Genomic DNA, 17,580 nt, shown 5'->3' with positions numbered 1-17,580 from the left:
ATCTGATTATAGTCATAAATACAAGCAGCAAGACCATGATTGTTAAGGGTTAGTGGTTAATGTCATTGTTGCTCAGTGTCTTGTGTCAATATATGAAAAATATTTCAATACCGACTAGACATTTGACTTCCAGGCGGGATATATACTATTAGACAGGCAGAGAATTTTCTGCCTTTTAATTGTAGCAAGTGAATACTAACGAAGAAATTAAGCATTTATTTAAGTTATACCTGGAAGGAAATACCAGTCCTTCGCAGGAAGAAAGATTGTTTGCCTTCCTAAGTAAAGAGGAGCTGTTAAACGATTCTTTTGAAGAAACAACCCTAGAAATGTGGACCGAAGATGTCCCACTAAGGGATGGTTCTTTGGCAGCACAGATAGAACTTCAATCGGTTTGGAATAAAATCGGAGAAGAAGAGCAAGAAAAAAAGCGTCACATCTCCTGGTTAAAATATGCAGCTTCTCTATTCCTGGTTTGTACCGTTTCGCTGGCCTGGTATGCTATGAAAACAGGAGATCATAAAGCTGCCGGAGCAACCGCTCTTTTAACTAAATCTACCAAACATGGAGAAAGACTAAAACTCGTACTTCCGGATAGCTCTGTGGTTTATTTAAATGGAGGGAGTAAATTGAGTTTTGCCGGGCATTTTGAAAAGGGCAAATTCCGCGATATTTATCTGGAAGGAGAAGCGTTTTTTGAAGTGAAAGAAGACCCTAACAGTCCTTTTATTGTACATGCCGGGACTTTACAAACGCGGGTTTTGGGCACTTCCTTTAATGTGGATGCTTATCCAGGAAAGGAGACGTTTAGCGTCAGTGTAAAGACCGGTAAAGTCGGCGTCTCTGCATCGAATGTCAATGGATTAAAACACCTGTCTTTTCTTACCTCTGGTAAGCAATTGGTCTATCAGCTGAACGCGGACAAATTTAGCTTGAATGAGCTTCTTCCAGCAGCAGTGAATGCATGGACAGACAATCGTTTTGTATTCAGAAACGAGTCCTTAAGCAACATTATTCAGCAATTGGAAAGAAGTTATCATATCAGTTTTAAGGTGAAGAACCCATCCTTGTTAAAATGCCGTTTCAACGCTACTTTTCAGCATAACACGATTAAAGAGATCGCCGGACAGCTCCAGCTGATGAGCGCTGGTAAAATACACTACCAATTTAACGATCAAAATACAACAATTACTTTATGGGGGGAGGCTTGCGAATGAGGCAGTAAAGTAACACGCTCCTGTAAAAAATAAACCGCCCTGCTGTAACAGGACGGTTCCAAAAAAATGTTTTGTAACTCTTGAAAATTAAAAAACTTTTTGAATCCATGAAGGTAATGCTATACGCTTTAATAAAAAAATACTTTAATAAAATTACGCCCTCTTTTTTGCTGCTGACGGCAGTTCTTTTGACTGCTTTGATGCAACCTGTTTTGGGAAATACCCATACACAGCAAGTTTTAAACAATAAAATCAGCATTAAGTTGTCGGATGTGGAATTGCAAAAGGCATTCCTTGCTCTGGAAGACAAGGCAGAATGTGTGATCAATTACAACCCCGCAATTTTTAAATCTGTAAAACGCATCAGTATTGATGTGAAAGATGTATCCTTCACTCAGGTGCTGAAAAAAATGTTGGAAGGCACAGGGGTGACCTATAAAATCGCTGATGCCAAAACGATTCTATTGTACAAAATACCTGATCCTGTAAAAACAGGACAATTAACAGGTAAAATTTTGGATGAAAAAGGAGAAGCTTTACCGGGCGCCGGAGTAAAAATTATAGAACTGAACAGGTCGGTGAGCACAGCAGTTGACGGGTCCTTTACTATCTCATTGGAGCCGGGAATATATACCGTAGAAGTCAGTTATGTGAGTTACCAGGGCCGGAGAATAACAGATGTAGTGATTAAATCCGGAACTGTTACACCATTAACGATTAGTATGAAACCTAGTTCAGCAACATTGGCTGGCGTAGTAATCACGGGAGGGTATAAAAAAAGCTCCACAGATGGGCTGCTGGCACGTCAGCGTAACGCGGCAGAAATCAGCAATGGCATCAGTGCAGAGCAAATTGGCAGAACTCCCGACAGCAATCTTGGGGAGGCAATAAAGCGGATCTCCGGCATTTCTACAATAGACAATAAATATGTGGTGGTGAGAGGGATGGGGGAACGTTACAATGCGGCTACCCTCGATGGTTCTGTATTGCCAAGTACAGAGGTGGGAAGAAAAGCTTTTGCCTTTGACCTGATTCCCTCCAATCTGATTGACAATGTGGTAGTCAGCAAAACCATTACTCCGGATATGAACACCAGTTTTGCCGGTGGCCTGGTACAGATCAATACCAAAGATATTCCCGATCAGAATTTCAGCAGTTTTTCCATTGGAACCGGGGTCAACGATCAGAGTATAGGGAAAGATTTTTATTCGCCAAAACGTGGAAAGTATGATTTTCTGGGCTTTGATGATGGCCGAAGGGATTTTCCAAAAGACCTGAAGTATACGCCTGCATTGGCTTCTAACCGCCCGGATCTGCAGCGAGCAGAAGATAAATTTGCGCAGAGCAGGTTGTTTACCAATGATAACCTCACCTTATACAAAACACCAGCGGCCATGGCTCAAAATTACCAATTCACTATTGGTCGGGTCAACAATACGGATAGCTCGAGTATTTTTGGTGTGCTGGGTTCCCTAAGTTATCGGAACACACAAAATATTTCAGAAATTTCTGAATTAAGGAGAGGTACTTACCACCCGGGATTCAATAACTATGGCAATGATTATAACTTCAATACCAGTCTTGGCGGTTTATTGAATGCAGGTTTGAAATTGAAAAACCATCGAATCAGTTTGAGAAATACCTATACCCGAAAGTTTGAAAGCATCACCCGTATCATGAACAATTACCTGGACAATATCGGTTCGGAAGAAATCGGGCTGATGCCTCCAAATCAAAGGATTACGGTATTGCCAAGTTTTCTTGACCTCCTGCAAAATAAGCTGAGCTTTCAGCACCAGCTAGGCAAAGTAAAACTGGACTGGGATGTGGCCCGTACCGGAATCAAAAGGAACGAGAAAGATGTGATTCGCAGAGACCTTTACCCTCGTATGATTAATGGGGAGTATGTCTTGGTGAATGCCACCAATTCTACTCAAACCGGTGAGTTTCCAAATTCAAGAAGTCATTATCTGAATAAGGAAACAGATTTTAACTGGAACATTTCAGGGTCATTGCCATTTATATTGGGCAATACCCGCAATATTTTGAAAACCGGTTATTCAGGTATTAAAAAACACCTGAAATTAAATTGGGAAGGTGCACAGCTGAACGATATTTATCAGTCCACCCCAGATAGCTTGCTATATCTGCCCATCTCAGAAAAGATCAAACCAGAGAATTTAAATCCGAAAGGATTTGTTTGGGAAGTGCATCCCTTTTTGATAGATTTTTATGAAGGTAAAAGTCAGCAGCATGCTGGATACGCCATGTTTGACAACCGTTTTTCCGAACAGTGGAGATTGGTATGGGGGCTACGTGCAGAATATTATAAATACAAAGAATTGAAGAACCCGACCAATTCAAGTGGAGGAGTGGAGGAAATAAAAGACCTGAAAGACAAAACATGGAGGTGGCTGCCCTCTGCAAATCTAACTTATAGTCCGCTGCAAGACCTGAATCTGAGAGTCGCTTATTCCAGAACGGCCATTCGTCCGGAGTTTTTGGAGCGTGCGAAGTTTATGATGTACAATCCTGACCTGGATGCACCTGTATATAGTAAAGGTTTAACCAGTACGGTAGTGGATGCGCTGGATTTTAAAGCAGAACTGTTCCCTGCGCTGGGAGAAATACTCTCTGTAGGTGCTTTTTACCGATATTTTGATAAACCAGTGGAATTAACCAGACAGCCTTCTCAGGATGCCAGGTACGATTATGTATTGACCAATGCGGTATGGGCAAAAAATTATGGACTGGAGCTGGAATTACGCAAGCGACTGGATTTTATTGCCAGCAAGACCTGGTTAACCAACATGAGTATATATGGAAACGCCACATTTATCCATTCTGAAGTCCAGACATCCAGTCAAAGTAAATCTACTGAGCCATTCGTGCTGAGCAGAAATAAAAGACCATTATATGGGCAGGCACCTTATTTGTTCAATGCCGGTGTACAGTATGACGGAAAGCATTTCGGTACTAATGTGGTGTTCAACAGATCCGGCCGTAAAATGTATATCGTGTCTAACCGCATGCCCGATAGTGAATACCAAAGACCATATAGCCAGTTGGATGCCCAGCTCAGCTATCGTTTTCTGCAGCCGCGAATTGAAATAAAATTGAATGCAGGTAACCTGTTGAATAACGCGGTAGAATACTATAATAATAGAATGAGTTACCGTCAGGCTACTCCAGAAGATGGAATTGCGATTACCGATGTAGACCAGTTTATTCTTAAGCCAGGGTATACTGATGATTTTGAAAAGGACGATATGAAAACTTTCAGACAAAAGATTGGGCGTACGTATAGCCTGCAATTGACTTATAACTTTTAATTCACCTAAGGATTCATTTATTTAAGGAAAGGAGAACTACACATTCTTTAATTTTTACTGAAGCAAGAAGCAGGGCCCTTGAGAAGCCCTGCCGATATAAATCTGTGCTCCCCTGAAGGTGCGGACAGTAAAAGGAAGATCAACAAAGCCCCCGGTATTTAAAAGCAACTGGCCAAGGGCCAGGCGTTTTAAAGCATTAGTTCGCTTAGTTACAACTGCAATTTAATCATAAAAACATACAATAGTAACATTATCATCCAAAAACCGAATACAATAATTGTTAAATTATGAAAAATCTATTATTTACTGGTTTAGCTTTAGCAGCCCTTACCTTTGCCTCTTCTTGTAAAAAAGATCAACCATCTGCTGACACTACGTTCGGACAACGTAAAACAAAAGCAAGCTATGCTTCAGCTTCAGCATTGCCAGTTCAAACTGTTAGTGGCAACATTACTACCAATACCACTTGGGATAACTCTAAAGTTTGGGAAATTAGCGGCATATTAACTGTCAAAAACGGAGCAACATTGACGATTCAACCAGGTACTTATATTAAATCTTCGGTAAACACCGCTAATGTTCCTAATGGAATTCTAGTGGTTCAGCCAGGATCTAAAATTTCCGCGGTAGGTACAGTAGACAATCCAATTGTTTTCACTAGCCGTTATAAATTAGGTGATGCGACTCATGTTCCTGCTCCAGGCGACTTTGGAGGTATTATTCTATTGGGTAATGCACATGTGAATACAGGTACTAAATACATTGAAGGATTAACAGGAACTGATTATATCTTTGGTGGTAACAATGAATCTGATAACTCGGGTACCCTTCAGTATGTACGTATTGAGTATGCAGGTTTCAACTTAACTACAGACAATGAGGTGAATGGCCTTACTTGTGGTGGTGTTGGAAATGGAACTACATTAGACCATATCGAAGTGAACTACGGCAGAGATGACTCTTTCGAATTCTTTGGTGGATCTGTAAATGCTTCTTACTTAATTTCAAAAGCAGCAGATGATGATAACTTCGATTTCGATAATGGTTACAATGGAGAGATTTCTTATGCAGTAGCAGTAGCGGATAAAAACTCTACGCACAGTCAGAGTGGAGGAAGTTCAGATTCAAATGGTATCGAATCTGATAACAACTCACCTGTAGAAGATGCAACTTTCAGCTTGTTACCTAAAACACATCCTGTATTGTCTTTCATTACTATCATTGGTACTTCAACCAGCAACTCTGGTTATAAATTCGCAATCCGTAACCGTCGTGGTGCAGAAATTGAATTGTACAACTCCTTAATCACTGGCTATCCTTCTGGATTGGTATTTAATGACGGTACTGAAGCATTCTATACGAGTGGTGTTTCTGTATTGAGCAACAATGATTTCTATGGTTTTTCTGCAGGGATTACTCCAGCAGGAACTTATGCAGGAAATACTGCCACTTTTGGTGGTTCAGTTAATGCTTTCAGCATGGTGCAGCCATTCTTTAATGATGGTACTTTAAACTTATCTGGCAATTCAGTCAAAGGTGCATTTTCATCTGATACTACCTGGGCAAATACCTGGTCAACTTTATAAGCTGTTATAATTGATAAGCGTAGTTATCGTATAAAAACGGTAACTGCGCTTGTTTTAACTCCTCCTTGATACATGAAAAAAATTATACAATATGCCGGTTTGAGCTTAGTGATGCTGTTAGTTTTTAGTTGTAAAAAACAAGAACTGGCGGTTGCTAATCCTCCGGAAATAGTGAATGTGACCATTGAAATGTCGGCGGTAAAGGATACGCTGGAGTTCCTGAAAGACGGTAAAGTCATTGCAAAATCTCCATCTGATCAGGGAAGCTTTACGCTGGAGGCGAAAGTATATGTTTCCGGAGAGCATGAAAAAATACAGATCAGAAAGAAAGGAGCTACAGAAATTCTGGCAACAAGGTCCATCCGGTCAAATGCTTATCAACAAACAATTAAGTGTTATTATGATGGGCTTAATGCTTATGGAAACTCCGTGTTGCTGAAAATTAAAGGTTATGCCAAAACTGATGTTTTGGAATTATTAATAGATGGTACTGTAGTTGGCAGCGGGACAAATAAAGAATTTCCTGCCGGACTGAGTATTGGAGTGAATGATGGGGTAGATCGTGAAATACAAATCCGTAAACAAGGCGATCCTAAAGTACTTTATCATAAAAAATTAACCAGTACTGAAGCAGTACAAAAACTAAATTTCTATTATGAACCAGGTCAGCTGCTGGATAATATTGACATTGCTTTACCTGTAAATATGGAAAATGCGTTGTTTAGCGCTTCTTTTACCAGTACCCTGGATATTTTTTCCGGACCAGCGGATCTGGTCGTGCATAAGGGGAAAGGAAACATTACTTTATTTCCTCCAACCACTATTCGAATCCAATTACCAGCGAATGGTGCTTTTAGTCAGTCCGTTGAATTACCTCCTCCAGGTGCAGGAGAATCCTATTCCTATAAATTGGTGAAGCGGGGGACGCTCATTGATTTAGCCTATAACACAAAAGATGAATTTATGCCGATGAGACCTGAAAGTGGCTTTACCACCCTTCCATTTGTGGCAGGAGGCTGTGCGATTGTGGTGATGACAGATTCAAAGGTGGTGACCAAAACAGGCCCTTCAACGGTAAAAGGAACAAGAATCAATCTGGAGGCTACAGATATTGCTCAGTACTTCAAATAACATCCCCTATATATACTACGCTCGATTCGTCATGTTGGCTTGCTGACATGACGTTATTGTGCTTTTATAAGTTTTTCCTATTTTAGCTTTATGACGTTTGACATCAACCTGGAAAGTGATTAGGTAAGCCACCTGGAATATCACCTCCCGCAAATTCTCAAATACTAGCAATTTCTTTACTGCGGTTAGGAAATGTTAATCTCTTGTAATCTTTTGGTTAAAACCGCCCATATTTGCAGACCTGTTGCGTATTTGCAATAATAATCGTATGTTTGCCCGGCAAATAGTAACTCCTAAATTATTTGCTATGCAACTCGATCCCAATAAATTTATATCTGAAGGTTTAACATACGACGACGTATTGTTAGTTCCTGCATATTCTGAAGTTCTGCCACGTGACGTGGATACCGGAAGTTTTTTAACTAAAAAAATACGTTTAAATGTGCCTGTAGTTTCTGCAGCAATGGATACCGTAACTGAAGCTGGTTTGGCAATTGCCATCGCACAGGCAGGTGGTATCGGAATGCTCCATAAAAACATGAGCATCGAACGTCAGGCTGAAGAAGTTAGAAAAGTAAAACGTTCAGAAAGTGGAATGATCCAGGATCCGGTTACTCTAAATGCAGATGCGAAAGTAGCAGATGCATTCCAGATCATGAAAGAATTCAAGATAGGTGGAATTCCTGTGATTGATGCCGACAATAAATTGGTAGGTATCATCACCAACAGAGATCTTCGTTTCCAAAAAGATATGCAACGTAAAGTATCAGAAGTGATGACCAGAGAAAATCTGATCACTGCTCCGGAAGGTACTACGCTTTTACAAGCAGAAGAAATCTTACAAGATTATAAAATTGAAAAGTTACCTGTAATTAATGCAGAAGGACACCTTGCAGGTTTAATCACTTTCAAAGACATCCAAAAATATAAAAACTACCCTAAAGCCTGTAAAGACGAACGTGGAAGACTACGTGTTGGTGCAGCTGTAGGTGTAGCGGCAGACAATATCGACCGTGTGGCGGCATTAGTAGCTGCAGGAGTAGACGTAGTAACCGTTGATACGGCACATGGTCACTCTAAAGGAGTTATTGATATGGTGAAAGCCATTAAAGCTCGTTTCCCTGATTTACAGGTGATCGCTGGAAATATCGCTACCGCAGACGCAGCAAGAGCATTGGCTGAAGCTGGTGCTGATGCAGTTAAAGTAGGTATCGGTCCAGGTTCTATCTGTACCACAAGAATCATTGCTGGTGTTGGTGTACCTCAGTTGTACGCAGTTTTCGAATGTGCACAAGCATTAATCGGTACAGGAATTCCTGTAATCGCTGATGGTGGTATCAAACAAACTGGTGATATTGTAAAAGCAATCGCCGCAGGAGCAAGCTGTATTATGGCAGGCTCATTGTTCGCAGGAGTAGAAGAATCTCCAGGTGAAACGATCATCTATGAAGGACGTAAATTTAAATCTTACCGTGGTATGGGCTCTGTAGAGGCGATGCAGCAAGGATCTAAAGACCGTTATTTCCAGGATGAAGAAGATGTAGTGACCAAATTAGTTCCGGAAGGAATCGTTGGACGCGTTCCTTACAAAGGTACTTTAGCAGAAGTAATCTATCAGTATGTTGGTGGATTGAGAGCTGGAATGCACTACTGTGGAGCGGCAACTATTGATGATCTTCAGAAAGCGAAATTTGTACGCATCACGGCTGCAGGTATGAGAGAAAGTCATCCACATGATATTTCTATCACTAAAGAATCACCAAATTATTCTAGCAGAAGCTAGTTTATTGAGCATAACAAAAAGGGGGTATCCAAGATTCGGATACCCCCTTTTGTGTTTCAAAGTAATATAGGTTATAAGAACTCGTCGGGGCTGATTTCCCAGGTCCATGGTTTCTTAAAGCTTTGAAAAGTACGTAGATTTTTAAGTGGAAAATCCTGAGTAACCGTTTTATTCACTACCCTGCTCTGACGGCCGAGTCCGGTAGTGACCATCCGCTTCCGGTTCACAAAGTCGTACTGCTTATCTGTTAGTTCTCCCGAACTTTCATTGTAATAATAGTTACTTGCTTTTTCCAGTGTCCAGTTCTTTTCCTGGTATTTGAAGTTGTATTTTAATTTCCAACGCCATTCTCCACCCCCCTGAAAGGATAAAGAAAGCTGTCCTTGTTCAATACCCATTGGACGCAACGGGTCACCCATTTGACCACCTTCTTCCGATCGTAAAATGAAGTTGTTATTTTGAGTAGCCAGCTGATAACCGTTCCTGGTTTTAAAATAGATAGCCAGGATCCTTGGTTTTTGGATTTCTGTGATGAGGTCTGTGGTATTGTCGCCATAAGCCCTGCTTTCGCGGATTTCCTGATGATATTCTAAAATAAAAGCCAGGTCATTTACCTGATCCTGATTCAGATCTCCAGATGCAGAATCCAGTACTTTCCATTTTTCAGGAACAATATCTGCCAGAGATTTTCCTTGGTTTGATAAGGTTGGAAACTTGAAGTTCTGTGCGTAAACCGCAGTCTGACAGCTCAGAAGAAATAGAATAATTTTTAGTTTCATACGTTTAATATAACGGTTCTGTCAGCAAAAAAGTGTGTTTATTGGCTTCAACATCAGAATTTCTTGTAATATTGCAGCCTCATGGATAAAAAGATTAGCCTGTTTAACTGGAGTGGTGGAAAAGATAGCTGCCTGGCATTGCACCATATCTTAGCAGCCGATACTTTCGAAGTTCGCTGTTTATTGACTACAGTAAATGAAGCTTTTAACCGGGTGAGCATGCACGGGGTAAGAGAAGCCCTGTTAATTGCCCAGGCGGAAAGCATAGGAATTCCGCTGTACCAGGTCCGATTGTCTGAAGCACCAACCATGGAGGCCTATGAAGAAAGTATGCATAAACACCTGGATGCCCTTCGTAGTAAAGGAGTGGAATATTCGATTTTCGGAGATATTTTCTTGGAAGATCTAAGGACGTATAGGGAGCAAAAATTAGCCCAGATAGGATTAAAGGCCATATTTCCTTTATGGAAACGCGATACAAAAGAATTGATCAGCGAGTTTATCTCGCTGGGATACCGGACAATTGTGGTCTGCGCCCAAAAAGGATTAGAAGATTTCTGTGGTAGAGTGATCGATGCGCATTTTATCGCCGATTTACCTGTCGGAATTGACCCTTGTGGTGAGAATGGGGAGTTTCATACTTTTGTTTTTGATGGTCCGATTTTTAAGAGCCCAATACAATTCAGTCTTGGAGAAAAAGTTTATAAAGAGTTTCCAAAACCTAATGGCGAAGAAGGAGAGGCCTCAGGATATTGGTATATTGATTTACTGCCTTAGTAAGATGAATTTATTACGTTCTCCCTCTATTGCTGTATTCCCTGATTAGAAATGCTTTACAAAACAATTAGCTTTAAAGAATCTGCTTTTACCCTGCTTTTCAACCACAATCTCAACCTATCCTGATCAGCTATTGGAATCGGCTTGTAAAAAGAAGCCACCACCATGGTCAGCGTATCCGATTTATTGGAATCCAGTCTGTTAAATACCGTATTGCTGATGCTGTAATCTTTTAAGTCTGGATAAAGTACCCGGAGTTCCGGCTTTAAATCTGGCAGCAGTAACTGTAACGGATCATTAACAGCAGCAGTAGATTCGCTATTGCTTTTAAAAACATCTTCCAGAATGCTGGCTTTAATCTGGGAAAGATCCACTTCATTTTTTGCATTCAAGCCTTGCCTGATCACTAACTTCGTTCCTTTCAACTGATAATTAGGAAGTTTTTGGTTTAAAGAATCCAATTGCAGCGGGGAAAGTTCTGCACCAAGCAGCAGCAAGTCAATTTCACTTCCTTTTCTATTGTACTTCAGGTTTTTCGAAATCACCTGTGTATTGGTATAATTTAATTGCTGACTGATAAATTTGTTTGCATTATTTTCAAAAATACTTTTACCTACAATCTGATAAGTAAGGTAAATACTTGGAGCAATGGTAATCATCACCACGATCCAGATATAACGACTTACTTTTTGTTCATCCTCTTTGTTTTCAAAAGTTTTCTTTCTGAATTTCAGGTAACGAACGATCAGAAAGGTAGACACGCAAATAAAGACACTATTGATGAAGTACAGGTAAATCGCTCCCATAAAATAATATAAATTTCCTGTGGCAATTCCAAATCCGGCTGTACATAATGGAGGCATTAAGGCAGTTGCGATGGCAACGCCTGGGATTACATTGCTTTTTTCTTTTCTGGTCGCAGCTACAATTCCCGCCAATCCACCTAAAGTGGCAATAAAAACATCCCAAATTGAAGGTGAAGTTCTGGCCAATAACTCTGAAGAAGCCTCATGAAGGGGGGTAAATGTAAAATATAGCGTGGAAGCAATAATGCTGATGATAGTGGCCAGGCTTAAGTTTCTAAGCCCCTTTTTCACCAGATCAAAGTCGTTGGTGCCAATTCCCAGGCCAATTCCCACAATAGGACCCATCAATGGGGAGATCAGCATCGCCCCAATAATGACTGCCGTAGAGTTTACATTTAGTCCTATACACGCTACAAAAATCGCGAAAATCAAAGTCCATAAATTGGCACCTTTAAAAGCAACATTCTTCTTGATAGCGGCGATGGTTTCTGCCTGCGGAGCACTGTCTTCCTGTAAGTTGAATCGATAGCTGAAAAACTTTTTGAGTACGCTGTATAGATCATTCATGGCCTGTATTTTTAAAATCATCGCAATTATTGATCCTAAAAATTACTAGTTTATTCCTAATAGATTTGCTTTGTAAATTTTACAGGGTAAAAGAAGATAATTGGTAAAAATAATTGCCTTTTTGTAACCACTCAATAGACTAAAATATATAGCTTCGATTTGCTGGTTTACTTTTGTTTAAGCCTGATTGTCAATTTATTCTATCCATTTTCCATTAAGTTTTTAACGTAAAATTATATCAGTATGAAAAGAGTATTCTTTTTTATGATGGCTTTGTTGTGCTGTGTTTTGTCAGCAAAATCCATGTACATTTCCTCTCTGTGGAAGAAATGCCAGGAGAAGGGTGGGTGCCGGCATACGCAGTATGCCCGTTTTCCAAGATATTCCGGTCAAATTGTGCAGCTTAAAGTAAAGCTGCAACACCAGCAGGTGGTTTTTACAGCTAACGGAAATGATTAAAAATGCGGCTAAACCGTCGGCAATCACATCGATTAAATTTATTGGTACGGTCATTTTTGAAAGACTATCCTCCTGAAGAGGTAAGGGATGTTTTATATCAGCTGTACAGGAGTTGGGCTTACCAGGTTTCCATTAAAACAAACCGGAAGGAAAGGATGCGCGTGCTGAACTGCTATTCAGATTTGAAGGAACTGCTGGAAAACATGGAAAAGTTAAAAGATCCTTAATGTTGGCATAAAGGCAGTTGATGTAAAATATTTAGCAGAAATTTATAGCTGAAAGCGAAACAAATGAAAGCTTTATACCAAAGCCCGAAACGGACTTTTGTTTCATTGGAAAATAGATTTAACTTGCCCAAATGAATATAGAATTCAACAAAAATGAAGATTTGAATAAGCAGTCGGTTTACGAGTTGAAGACGAAGCTTAAAAAGATATATGAAGGTGGAGGAGCAAAGAATGCAGCAAAACAAAAAGACAAAGGCAAGCTTTTAGCACGAGAGCGAATCGCTTATCTGATGGATAAAGAAAGTGAATTTCTGGAGGTCGGTGCTTTTGCTGCAGATGGCATGTATGCTGAGCAGGGGGGATGTCCTTCGGCAGGCGTAGTGGCTGGAATTGGCTATGTTTCCGGAAGGCAATGCATGATCATCGCGAACGATGCAACGGTAAAGGCCGGTGCCTGGTTTCCTATGACCGCCAAAAAGAATTTAAGGGCACAGGAAATCGCCATGGAAAACCGACTGCCAGTGATTTATCTGGTGGATAGTGCAGGAGTATACCTGCCGATGCAGGACGAAATTTTTCCTGATAAAGAACATTTTGGCCGGATGTTCAGAAATAATGCACTGATGTCTGCAGATGGAATTGTGCAGATCTCTGCAATTATGGGCTCCTGCGTTGCTGGAGGTGCTTACCTGCCGATTATGAGTGATGAAGCAATGATTGTCGATGGCACAGGATCTGTATTTCTTGCGGGCTCTTACCTGGTGAAATCAGCTATTGGTGAGGATATCGACAATGAAACTCTGGGTGGTGCAACTACTCATTGTGAGATTTCTGGTGTAACGGATTACAAGCATCCGAATGACCAGGCTTGTCTGGACAGCATTCGCAACATTATGAGTATGCTGGGTAAACCAGAAGTTGCTGGTTTTGATCGAATTAAGCCGGAAATGCCGAAATTAAACCCGGAAGATATTTATGGAATCCTGCCGGAAAGCAGAGAGAAACCTTATGATATGCTGGAAATCATTCATCGTTTAGTAGATGGTTCTAATTTTGAAGAATATAAACAACTGTATGGCCAAAGCATCATCTGTGGATTAGGCAGGGTAGATGGCTGGGCAGTAGGAATCGTGGCCAATCAGCGTAAAGTGGTGAAGTCTAAAAAAGGAGAGATGCAGTTTGGCGGCGTGATTTATTCGGATAGTGCCGATAAAGCAGCCCGGTTCATTATGAACTGCAACCAGAAGAAAATTCCCTTGGTATTTTTACAGGATGTAACTGGATTCATGGTAGGCAGCAGGTCCGAACAAGGCGGAATCATTAAAGATGGTGCCAAAATGGTAAATGCGGTGGCCAATTCTGTAGTGCCTAAATTCACGATTGTATTGGGCAATTCTTACGGCGCAGGTAACTATGCGATGTGTGGTAAAGCCTATGATCCCCGATTGATCTATGCCTGGCCGAGTGCTAAAATAGCGGTAATGGGTGGCTCACAAGCAGCAAAAGTATTGTTACAGATCCAGGAAGCCTCTTTAAAAGCAAAAGGGGAAACCATCACTCCAGAAAAGGAAGCAGAACTTTTAAAAGAAATTACAGATCGGTACAATAGTCAGACAACACCATATTATGCCGCCTCCAGGCTTTGGGTAGATGGTGTAATCGACCCGCTGGAAACGCGGAAGGTGATTTCTATGGGTATAGAGGCCGCAAATCAATCTCCAATTAAAAAAGCTTTTAATGTAGGGATCATTCAAACCTGATTTTTTTTAACAAATCATCCGGTATCATTTTATAATCGCGGCCTCATAATGCAGCCTTCTGGCACGATGGGACTTGCTAAGCGTTGTAGAAAAACGTAATTTTGTAGTATAACAGAAAAAATAATATGTCACAAGAAATAGAACACGTTAAATGTTTGATTATAGGGTCAGGCCCGGCAGGATATACTGCAGCAATTTATGCCGCTCGTGCAGAACTGAAACCAGTAATGTATACCGGTATGGAGCCGGGTGGACAATTGACACAAACCACAGACGTTGATAATTTTCCAGGTTATCCTGCTGGAGTAATGGGCCCTGAAATGATGGAAGATTTCCGTAAGCAAGCAGAACGCTTTGGAACTGACATCCGTTTTGGTTACGTAAGTTCAGTGGATTTTTCTTCAATGCCACATAAAGTAGTAGTAGATGATATTAAAACCATTACTGCAGATACGGTAATTATCTCAACAGGCGCCACCGCAAAATGGTTAGGTTTGCCTTCTGAGCAAAAATATAATGGCTTTGGTGTTTCTGCCTGTGCAGTATGCGACGGTTTCTTCTTTAAAGGACTGGATGTAGCCATCGTTGGTGCTGGTGATACTGCCGCGGAAGAAGCTACTTACCTGGCTAAACTTTGTAAAAAAGTATATATGCTGGTAAGAAGAGACGAATTCAGAGCGTCAAAAGCAATGGTAAGCAGGGTATTAAATACACCTAATATCGAAATCATTTACCATACTGAAACTCAGGAAATCCTGGGTAATGGTAAAAATGTAACTGCGGTAAGGGTATTAAACAACCAAACTGGTGTGGAATCGGAGATTCCTGTAGATGGTTTCTTCGTGGCTATTGGTCATAAACCAAATACAGACATCTTTAAAGGTTGGTTAGATATGGATGAAACCGGCTACCTTAAAACTATTCCAGGATCAACAAAAACCAATGTAGAAGGTGTTTTTGCTGCTGGTGATGTACAGGATCATTATTACCGTCAGGCGGTAACTGCCGCTGGTTCAGGGTGTATGGCTGCTTTAGATGCAGAACGCTACCTGGCTGCGAAAGAAGATGAGGTAAAAGTTTTGTTTTAATCGACAAGTATTTAGTTTGAAAAGGCGGAATTCGTAAGAATTCCGCCTTTTTTTGTATCAAAGGTTTTTTTTATCTTGTGCAGTCAGTTTCAAACTGCGCTCGATTAACCAAATTAAAAAACACAAGAAAACAAATGAAGAAATTATTTACAATTGTTCTGTTGGCATTTATTGCAATAGAAGCTTCTGCACAGCAGGATCAGAACATGGGGATCATCCCCGCTCCCGTATCTGTAAAGAAGTCCAATGGTAACTTTAAATTGGATAAAACGGTAGTTTTAGTCTCCAATGACCCGAAAAACTCCAGAATGGCAGATCTATTCAATGCTTTTGTAGCCAACAAGGCTGGATTTGCATTAAGACCTGCTAAAGCAGCAGCAGCGAATGAAAGAGCGATCATCCTGACTTCTGTAGGCGCTGATAAATTACCTGCTGAAGGTTATAAAATCAATATTACGGATAAAAATATCACTATCGTTGGTGCAGAAGCAGGTTTGTTTTATGGACTGAAATCTATGATGCAGCTGATGCCTGAAAAAGCAAACAACCAGATACTGATCTCTGCTGCAGAAATCAATGATTATCCACGTTTCAAATATAGAGGAATGCATTTGGACGTATCTCGTCACATGTACCCTGTAGCGCTGGTTAAAAAATACATCGACGTGATGTCTGACTATAAAATGAACAATTTCCACTGGCATTTAACAGATGATCAGGGTTGGAGAATTGAGATCAAAAAATACCCAAGATTAACAGAAGTTGGTGGTAAAAGAAATGGAACTATCATCGGTCATCATCCAGGTGTAGCTACAGATAATAAAGAATATAAAGGTTATTACACGCAAAATGAAGTGAAAGACGTGATCGCTTATGCTGCGGCAAGGTATATCAATGTGGTTCCTGAAATTGAACTTCCTGGTCATGCTTCAGCAGCAATTGCCGCTTATCCTGAATTGAGCTGTTTCCCGGAAAGAGATACCTTTGTAGATGCAAAAACACCATGGTCGGGCAGCAGAAAAGGAAAACAAGTTCAACAAACATTCGGTGTATTTGATGACGTATTTGTGCCTAGCGACAATACTTTCAAATTCCTTGAAAATGTATTAGATGAAGTCATCGCTTTATTCCCTTCTAAATATATCCACATCGGTGGTGATGAATGTCCTAAAGAATACTGGAAAGAAAGTGCTTTTTGCCAGAAAATGATTAAAGACCTGAACCTGAAAGATGAGCACGGATTACAGAGCTATTTCATCCAAAGAATTGAAAAACATGTGAATGCAAAAGGCCGTCAGATCATCGGATGGGATGAGATCTTAGAAGGCGGATTAGCTCCAAATGCAACGGTAATGTCCTGGAGAGGTACTGAAGGCGGTATTGCTGCAGCACAGCAAAACCATGATGTGATCATGACACCTAATGGTGGTGGTTTATATTTCGACCATAAACAATCTACTTCTGAGGACGAACCAACAAATATTGGTGGCCTTTCTAATTATGCGAAGGTTTACAACTATGATCCAATGCCAAAAGAACTGACAGCAGATCAGCAGAAATACATCATAGGTGTTCAGGCTAACTTATGGACAGAATACATCCAGACACCTGCAAAAGTGGAATACATGATTATGCCAAGAATTTTCTCTCTTGCGGAAATTGCCTGGTCACAGCCAGAACGTAAAGACTTGAAAAACTTCTCTGAAGAACGTCTTCCTGTGCATTTGGCTAGATTAGATAAAACAGGGACTAACTATTGGGTACCTACACCATTGGGATTAAATGAAAAGGTAATCAATGGCGAAACGATCAGCATTGATCTGAAAGAACCAATGCCAGGCGCTAGTATTTACTATACGCTAGATCTTACCCGTCCTTCAACAGCAGCAAATTTGTATACTAAGGGAATGAAAGTGATCGTTCCTAAAGGAGAGAAACGTGTATTGAAAACAATCGTGATCACGCCAACAGGCAAACAAAGTGTAGTTACAGAAACCATTCTGAACAATGGTGCTGCTGATGTAAAAACGAAATAGGCTGCAAAACGAAACACATTGCAAATAAATAT

The 17,580-nt window shown here is 40.6% G+C and carries 13 protein-coding genes; 11 read left to right on the top strand and 2 right to left on the bottom strand.

Annotation, left to right across the window (positions count from 1 at the left end):
- The first annotated feature begins 188 nt into the window (after window positions 1-188).
- The 5 genes from K7X70_RS19140 (at window position 189) to guaB (ending at window position 9,049) form a co-directional block, all read left to right on the top strand.
- Complete coding sequence (locus K7X70_RS19140; protein WP_222538585.1) at window positions 189-1,217, top strand: FecR family protein; 1,029 nt, start codon at window positions 189-191, stop codon at window positions 1,215-1,217.
- 107 nt (window positions 1,218-1,324) lie between these two features.
- Entirely contained in the window at window positions 1,325-4,549 is a 3,225-nt protein-coding gene (locus tag K7X70_RS19135) for a TonB-dependent receptor (protein ID WP_222538584.1), read from the top strand.
- Window positions 4,550-4,836: 287 nt separating this feature from the next.
- Window positions 4,837-6,135 (top strand): beta-helix domain-containing protein, encoded by a 1,299-nt coding sequence (locus K7X70_RS19130; RefSeq protein ID WP_222538583.1) that lies wholly within the window; start codon window positions 4,837-4,839, stop codon window positions 6,133-6,135.
- Window positions 6,136-6,207: 72 nt separating this feature from the next.
- Complete coding sequence (locus K7X70_RS19125; protein WP_222538582.1) at window positions 6,208-7,266, top strand: hypothetical protein; 1,059 nt, start codon at window positions 6,208-6,210, stop codon at window positions 7,264-7,266.
- A 307-nt stretch (window positions 7,267-7,573) separates the two neighbouring features.
- Window positions 7,574-9,049 (top strand): IMP dehydrogenase, encoded by a 1,476-nt coding sequence (gene guaB, locus K7X70_RS19120; protein WP_062551121.1) that lies wholly within the window; start codon window positions 7,574-7,576, stop codon window positions 9,047-9,049.
- A 71-nt stretch (window positions 9,050-9,120) separates the two neighbouring features.
- Here guaB and K7X70_RS19115 read toward each other — a convergent pair whose 3' ends face one another.
- Window positions 9,121-9,828 (bottom strand): hypothetical protein, encoded by a 708-nt coding sequence (locus K7X70_RS19115; protein WP_222538581.1) that lies wholly within the window; start codon window positions 9,826-9,828, stop codon window positions 9,121-9,123.
- 81 nt (window positions 9,829-9,909) lie between these two features.
- Between K7X70_RS19115 and K7X70_RS19110 the strand changes: the two genes are divergently transcribed.
- The gene (locus K7X70_RS19110) at window positions 9,910-10,605 is read left to right on the top strand and encodes a Dph6-related ATP pyrophosphatase (RefSeq protein WP_222538580.1); all 696 of its coding nucleotides are present in this window, start codon (window positions 9,910-9,912) and stop codon (window positions 10,603-10,605) included.
- A 56-nt stretch (window positions 10,606-10,661) separates the two neighbouring features.
- Here the strand turns inward: K7X70_RS19110 and K7X70_RS19105 are convergent, their stop codons facing one another.
- Window positions 10,662-11,978 (bottom strand): TIGR00341 family protein, encoded by a 1,317-nt coding sequence (locus K7X70_RS19105; RefSeq protein WP_222538579.1) that lies wholly within the window; start codon window positions 11,976-11,978, stop codon window positions 10,662-10,664.
- Between the two features lie 243 nt (window positions 11,979-12,221).
- On the opposite strand from K7X70_RS19105, the gene K7X70_RS19100 reads away from it, so the two are divergent.
- The 5 genes from K7X70_RS19100 to K7X70_RS19080 all read left to right on the top strand — a co-directional run bounded on the left by K7X70_RS19100 (window position 12,222) and on the right by K7X70_RS19080 (window position 17,548).
- Window positions 12,222-12,437 carry a hypothetical protein gene (locus K7X70_RS19100; RefSeq protein WP_222538578.1) on the top strand — a complete coding sequence of 72 codons (216 nt, stop codon included), beginning with the start codon at window positions 12,222-12,224 and terminating at the stop codon, window positions 12,435-12,437.
- 41 nt (window positions 12,438-12,478) lie between these two features.
- Window positions 12,479-12,664, top strand: a complete 186-nt coding sequence (locus K7X70_RS19095; RefSeq protein ID WP_222538577.1) for a hypothetical protein — start codon at window positions 12,479-12,481, stop codon at window positions 12,662-12,664.
- 131 nt (window positions 12,665-12,795) lie between these two features.
- Window positions 12,796-14,424 carry an acyl-CoA carboxylase subunit beta gene (locus K7X70_RS19090; RefSeq protein ID WP_222538576.1) on the top strand — a complete coding sequence of 543 codons (1,629 nt, stop codon included), beginning with the start codon at window positions 12,796-12,798 and terminating at the stop codon, window positions 14,422-14,424.
- A 125-nt stretch (window positions 14,425-14,549) separates the two neighbouring features.
- Entirely contained in the window at window positions 14,550-15,512 is a 963-nt protein-coding gene (gene trxB / locus K7X70_RS19085) for a thioredoxin-disulfide reductase (RefSeq protein ID WP_222538575.1), read from the top strand.
- Window positions 15,513-15,646: 134 nt separating this feature from the next.
- On the top strand, window positions 15,647-17,548 hold the full coding sequence (locus tag K7X70_RS19080; RefSeq protein ID WP_222538574.1) for a beta-N-acetylhexosaminidase: 1,902 nt from the start codon (window positions 15,647-15,649) through the stop codon (window positions 17,546-17,548).
- Window positions 17,549-17,580: the final 32 nt, after the last annotated feature.

This window comes from Pedobacter polysacchareus, assembly GCF_019802255.1.
In the GTDB taxonomy this organism is placed as follows: domain Bacteria; phylum Bacteroidota; class Bacteroidia; order Sphingobacteriales; family Sphingobacteriaceae; genus Pedobacter; species Pedobacter polysacchareus.
This window is presented reverse-complemented; position numbering and strand designations above follow the sequence as displayed.

Bases quoted from the DNA above. Each gene is read 5' to 3' on its own strand.
- K7X70_RS19115 (WP_222538581.1), bottom strand. From the start codon at position 9,828: ATGAAACTAAAAATTATTCTATTTCTTCTGAGCTGTCAGACTGCGGTT.
- guaB (WP_062551121.1), top strand. From the start codon at position 7,574: ATGCAACTCGATCCCAATAAATTTATATCTGAAGGTTTAACATACGAC.
- K7X70_RS19090 (WP_222538576.1), top strand. From the start codon at position 12,796: ATGAATATAGAATTCAACAAAAATGAAGATTTGAATAAGCAGTCGGTT.
- K7X70_RS19105 (WP_222538579.1), bottom strand. From the start codon at position 11,978: ATGAATGATCTATACAGCGTACTCAAAAAGTTTTTCAGCTATCGATTC.
- K7X70_RS19080 (WP_222538574.1), top strand. From the start codon at position 15,647: ATGAAGAAATTATTTACAATTGTTCTGTTGGCATTTATTGCAATAGAA.
- trxB (WP_222538575.1), top strand. From the start codon at position 14,550: ATGTCACAAGAAATAGAACACGTTAAATGTTTGATTATAGGGTCAGGC.
- K7X70_RS19100 (WP_222538578.1), top strand. From the start codon at position 12,222: ATGAAAAGAGTATTCTTTTTTATGATGGCTTTGTTGTGCTGTGTTTTG.
- K7X70_RS19135 (WP_222538584.1), top strand. From the start codon at position 1,325: ATGAAGGTAATGCTATACGCTTTAATAAAAAAATACTTTAATAAAATT.
- K7X70_RS19110 (WP_222538580.1), top strand. From the start codon at position 9,910: ATGGATAAAAAGATTAGCCTGTTTAACTGGAGTGGTGGAAAAGATAGC.
- K7X70_RS19125 (WP_222538582.1), top strand. From the start codon at position 6,208: ATGAAAAAAATTATACAATATGCCGGTTTGAGCTTAGTGATGCTGTTA.
- K7X70_RS19130 (WP_222538583.1), top strand. From the start codon at position 4,837: ATGAAAAATCTATTATTTACTGGTTTAGCTTTAGCAGCCCTTACCTTT.